This window comes from Patescibacteria group bacterium, from assembly GCA_038063375.1.
Lineage (GTDB): Bacteria > Patescibacteriota > Minisyncoccia > Phycocordibacterales > JANLHH01 > JANLHH01.
The window spans coordinates 1-4010 of record JBBTVG010000035.1; the positions used below are offsets into that span (position 1 = coordinate 1).

3 protein-coding genes, 1 tRNA gene and 2 rRNA genes are annotated in these 4010 nt (G+C 45.5%); 5 read left to right on the forward strand and 1 reads right to left on the reverse strand.

What is annotated here, in order from left to right; all coding sequences use genetic code 11:
- The 5 genes from AAB523_03555 to rodA all read left to right on the forward strand — a co-directional run.
- Positions 1-152, forward strand: a 23S ribosomal RNA gene (locus tag AAB523_03555); the annotation flags it as partial.
- A gap of 83 nt (positions 153-235) precedes the next feature.
- Positions 236-317: transfer RNA gene (locus tag AAB523_03560), tRNA-OTHER, on the forward strand.
- A gap of 404 nt (positions 318-721) precedes the next feature.
- Positions 722-827, forward strand: a 5S ribosomal RNA gene (gene rrf / locus AAB523_03565).
- 114 nt (positions 828-941) lie between these two features.
- A complete protein-coding gene (locus AAB523_03570; protein MEK7556330.1) occupies positions 942-1715 on the forward strand; it encodes a hypothetical protein in 774 nt (257 codons plus the stop codon).
- 54 nt (positions 1716-1769) lie between these two features.
- Positions 1770-2894, forward strand: coding sequence for a rod shape-determining protein RodA (gene rodA / locus AAB523_03575; protein MEK7556331.1), 1125 nt, complete (start codon positions 1770-1772; stop codon positions 2892-2894).
- Positions 2895-2920: 26 nt separating this feature from the next.
- On the opposite strand, the gene AAB523_03580 is transcribed toward rodA, so the two are convergent.
- The coding region (locus tag AAB523_03580; GenBank protein ID MEK7556332.1) for a glycosyltransferase family 4 protein at positions 2921-4010 on the reverse strand (1090 nt) is incomplete at its 5' end.

The following is a 4010-nucleotide window of genomic DNA, read 5'->3' on the forward strand; positions in this document are numbered from 1 at the left end:
ATGGATAACCTCTGAAAGCATCTAAGAGGGAAGCCAACTTCAAGATTAGGAATCATTTTAGACCCCTAGGAGATGACTAGGTTGATAGGCTCTAGGTGGAAGCACAGTAATGTGTTAAGCCGAGGAGTACTAATGTCCGTCGATCGTACCTCCTAGTAGGAAATTTCGAGGCCGCAACGTTTTTGTGTCTGTATGAAACAGTACTTTAACGTTACTTACATATTTTTAAATTTATCGGGGTGTAGCTCAAATCTCAGAGCATTCCCGCTTTTTTTGGCGCGGAAAGGTTGGAGGTTCAAATCCTCCCACCCCGACCAATTCTAATCATTAGTGAATGAAGAAGGGGTGGGCGCAGCTTTTTCGGAGAAAAAGCGTTGCGCGGATTTGAAGACCTTTTGATCCCGTTTTAGGCGGGACAAAAGGTGTACTGAAACTGTAAGTTTCAAATCCTCCCACCCCGACCAATTCTAATCATTAGTGAATGAAGAAGGGGTGGGCGCAGCTTTTTCGGAGAAAAAGCGTTGCGCGGATTTGAAGACCTTTTGATCCCGTTTTAGGCGGGACAAAAGGTGTACTGAAACTGTAAGTTTCAAATCCTCCCACCCCGACCAATTTTGATCGTTTTTGAAAAATAGATTTTTAACAAAACACAGCATCTTTGCGTGTTTCGCCCTGTTCTTTTTGAACTAAAAAACAGTTTTGCAACCGTTCAATTTTTTGTTCTGGTGGCTTAGCGCGGTGGTCACACCTGTTCTCATTCCGCACACAGAAGTTAAGCATCGTAGTGCCGATGGTACTCGCAAGGGGAGAGTAGGCAGCCGCCAGAACAAAGTATTGAACAGAATATGCAAACCCACAAAAACACCCGTTACAGCGCGGGTGTTTTTTGGTATGATGAGAAGAAGTGAAGTAAATATCCCAAACAAGAAAGAAAAGTATTTATGTCGTGGGCATCAAAGCGAAAATTTCTCTACTTTTTATCGGTACTGATCATTGTGTCGGCCGTTGTTGCTATTCCGACGTATATTGCTCTTGATAAGGCGCCCACGTGCGTGGATAACAAACAAAATGGCGAAGAGGTGGGCGTAGATTGCGGCGGACCATGCGACAAACTGTGTTCATCTCAAACGAGTGAGCTCATCGTTCATTGGAGCAGGGGTTTTAAGGTCACAGACGGCGTGTATGATGTCGTTGCCTATGTGGAAAATGTGAATGCTAAGGCCGGAATAGAGAGCATTATCTATAAATTCAAACTCTATGACGAGAAAAACATTTTGATAGAAGAAAAACTGGGCAAAACGTATGTGGGACCCAATGAACAATTTGCCGTTTTTGAAAGCGGTATTCGCACGGGACAGCGCATTCCTAAGCGCGTGTTTTTTGAGTTTAAACCCGACCCCGAGTGGAAACGAATTGAAATACCTTCTGATGAAACAACGCATATTTCCATCAGAAATCAACAGATCACAGACATAAGCACCAAGCCGCGCTTGAAAGCGCTTCTGGTAAACGATAAGCCCTTGCCTGTCTCAAACATTGAAGTGGTTGCTATTTTATACGATATTGAAGACAACGCGATTGCGGTCTCCGCTACTCACGTTGACGGGATTGACAAGAACGGAACACAGCAGGTTTCGTTCACTTGGCAGGAGCCTTTCGCGGTTAATCCTGTGCGGATCAGTATTATTCCGCGCGTGAACTTTTTTGAATTGTAAAAGGAGAATATAGAAAACCGGTGGCGTCCTCCCGCCGGTGTAAGCCCTCTTTTCATGGTGTCTTTTATCAAGAAAATCAACATAGATTGGATACTGTTTTTTTCCGTACTTCCGCTTGTGGGGGTGGGTTTGGTAACCATGAATTCATTCGTCGGGGAGAATTATTTTTTCTCAAAACAGATCATGTGGGCAGGCATTTCCATAGCGGCATTTTTAGGATTGAGTTTCATGGATTTCCGTTTCCTGAAGCGAACCGACGTGCTCATGACGCTTTTCCTCTTTGCGATGGCCGTGCTTGTGTTTATGCTCGTGTTTGTGAGTTCAATTAAGGGCGCGCAAAGCTGGCTGTCTATTGGCGGTTTTACACTCCAGCCATCCGACCCCATCAAGCTTATCGTTATTTTGATCCTTGCGAAATATTTTTCACGGCGACATGTTGAGATTGCCAATGTGCGCCATATCCTTGTCTCCGGTTTTTATGCGTTTGTGCCGTTTGTGCTGGTGTTCTTACAGCCTGATTTCGGTTCGGCGATCATTATTGCTTCCATATGGCTTGGTATGATCATGGCATCCGGCATCTCTAAAAAACACTTGCTTACCGTTTTGCTCTCGAGTATGGTTGTTTTCTCTCTCCTCTGGTCGTATGGGTTTGAGCCCCACCAGAAACAAAGAATCATTACTTTCTTAAACCCCCTCACTGATATCCAAGGGGCGGGTTATAACGCCTATCAGTCAACCATTGCCGTTGGTTCCGGCGAGCTTCTGGGAAAAGGAATCGGATATGGCACCCAATCACGTCTTGAATTCTTACCCGAATATCAGACGGACTTTATCTTTGCGGCGTTTGCGGAAGAGTGGGGATTTATCGGAGTGCTTATTGTTTTTATTCTTTTTGGCATCATGCTCTGGCGCATCCTCGCGAACGCTTTGCGCGGCGCAACAAATTTTGAGATGCTCTATGGTATCGGACTCGCCACATTTTTTATGAGCCAGGGCGCGATACATATAGGCATGAATATCGGTTTATTGCCGGTCACCGGTCTTCCGATACCGTTTATGAGTTATGGCGGTTCGCATCTCCTTACCGAATTCGTGGGGCTAGGTATTTTAATGGGCATGCGTTCCTATTCGCGCGCTACCCACCGAGATAATATGGGGAAGGAATTTCTGGGTATCTAGAACCCATTCCTCTGGGAGAACCACTCTTATATTTTCTGCGAATATATTTTCAAGGTGTTCGTCAGCATGGATTGGAGTGAGAATTTTGCGTGTACACGTTGATGGAGGTGCATGCCTAATTCCTCCGCCTTTTCTTTATGAGCCATCATGTACTCAATAGCTTGTGCAATACGTTGATGATCTTTTGGGGGAACGAGGATCCCGCTCTTGCCGTCGCTTATGATCTCGGGAATGCCGCCAACAGCACTTGCGATGGTAGGTATACCCGCAAAACCGGCTTCAAGCACCACATACGGAAGACCCTCCTTAACGGATGGCAACAAAAATATATCAAATGCGCGAAGAAGGGAAGAAGCGTCTTTTTTAAATCCGACCAAGGAAACCTCATGGCTCAGGTTGTGTTTCCTTATTGCGTTAGCAAGTTTGTATTTGTCTTCTCCGTCACCGATGATGACATACACAAAGGGAGAGGAGAGCTTTTTCTTGAGCGTGTCACAGGCTTCTATCGCATACGAGAGCCCTTTATTTCGCGTAAGTTCTCCAATGGTTCCTATCCACACAGCTTCTTTTGACGGCATGAGCGAGGGGTGTCCCTTAAAGAGCGCCGCGCGCGCCTCTTTTTTAGATACCAGTTCTTTCTCTTGTATGCCGTTATGTATGCAAGAAACTTTACCGGAAATAGCCGGCATGTTGTGGACGCACAATTTATCTTGTTCTGATACGGTGATCGTGTGATGGGACAAGAAAATGGTGACCCACGATAAAAAAGTAATGAGTTTTTTTGAAAGGTAATTGCGCGGCTCGTTGAAGGCCCATCCATGCGCGGTAAAAATAATCTTTTTTACTTGTGTGATGCGCGCCGCAAGCGCGCCAAGACCTCCTATTTTGGAACTATTGAGATGCACGATGTCGGGCTTCTCTTTCAGAAACAGTCGTATAAGACTTACAAAAACGGCCAGGTCATAAAAAATGTTAACGTCCCGCTCAAGGTACGGAATGGATAGCACGCGAACACGACGCTCTTCCAGTTTTGTTTTGAGTATGCCGCTACCACCTGTCACGACAATCGGCTCATAGTGGTCTTTGGATAGATTGGTGGCCAGGTCATACACATAG

Coding starts and splice junctions, on each gene's coding strand:
- AAB523_03570 (MEK7556330.1), top strand. CDS start 942: ATGTCGTGGGCATCAAAGCGAAAATTTCTCTACTTTTTATCGGTACTG.
- rodA (MEK7556331.1), top strand. CDS start 1,770: ATGGTGTCTTTTATCAAGAAAATCAACATAGATTGGATACTGTTTTTT.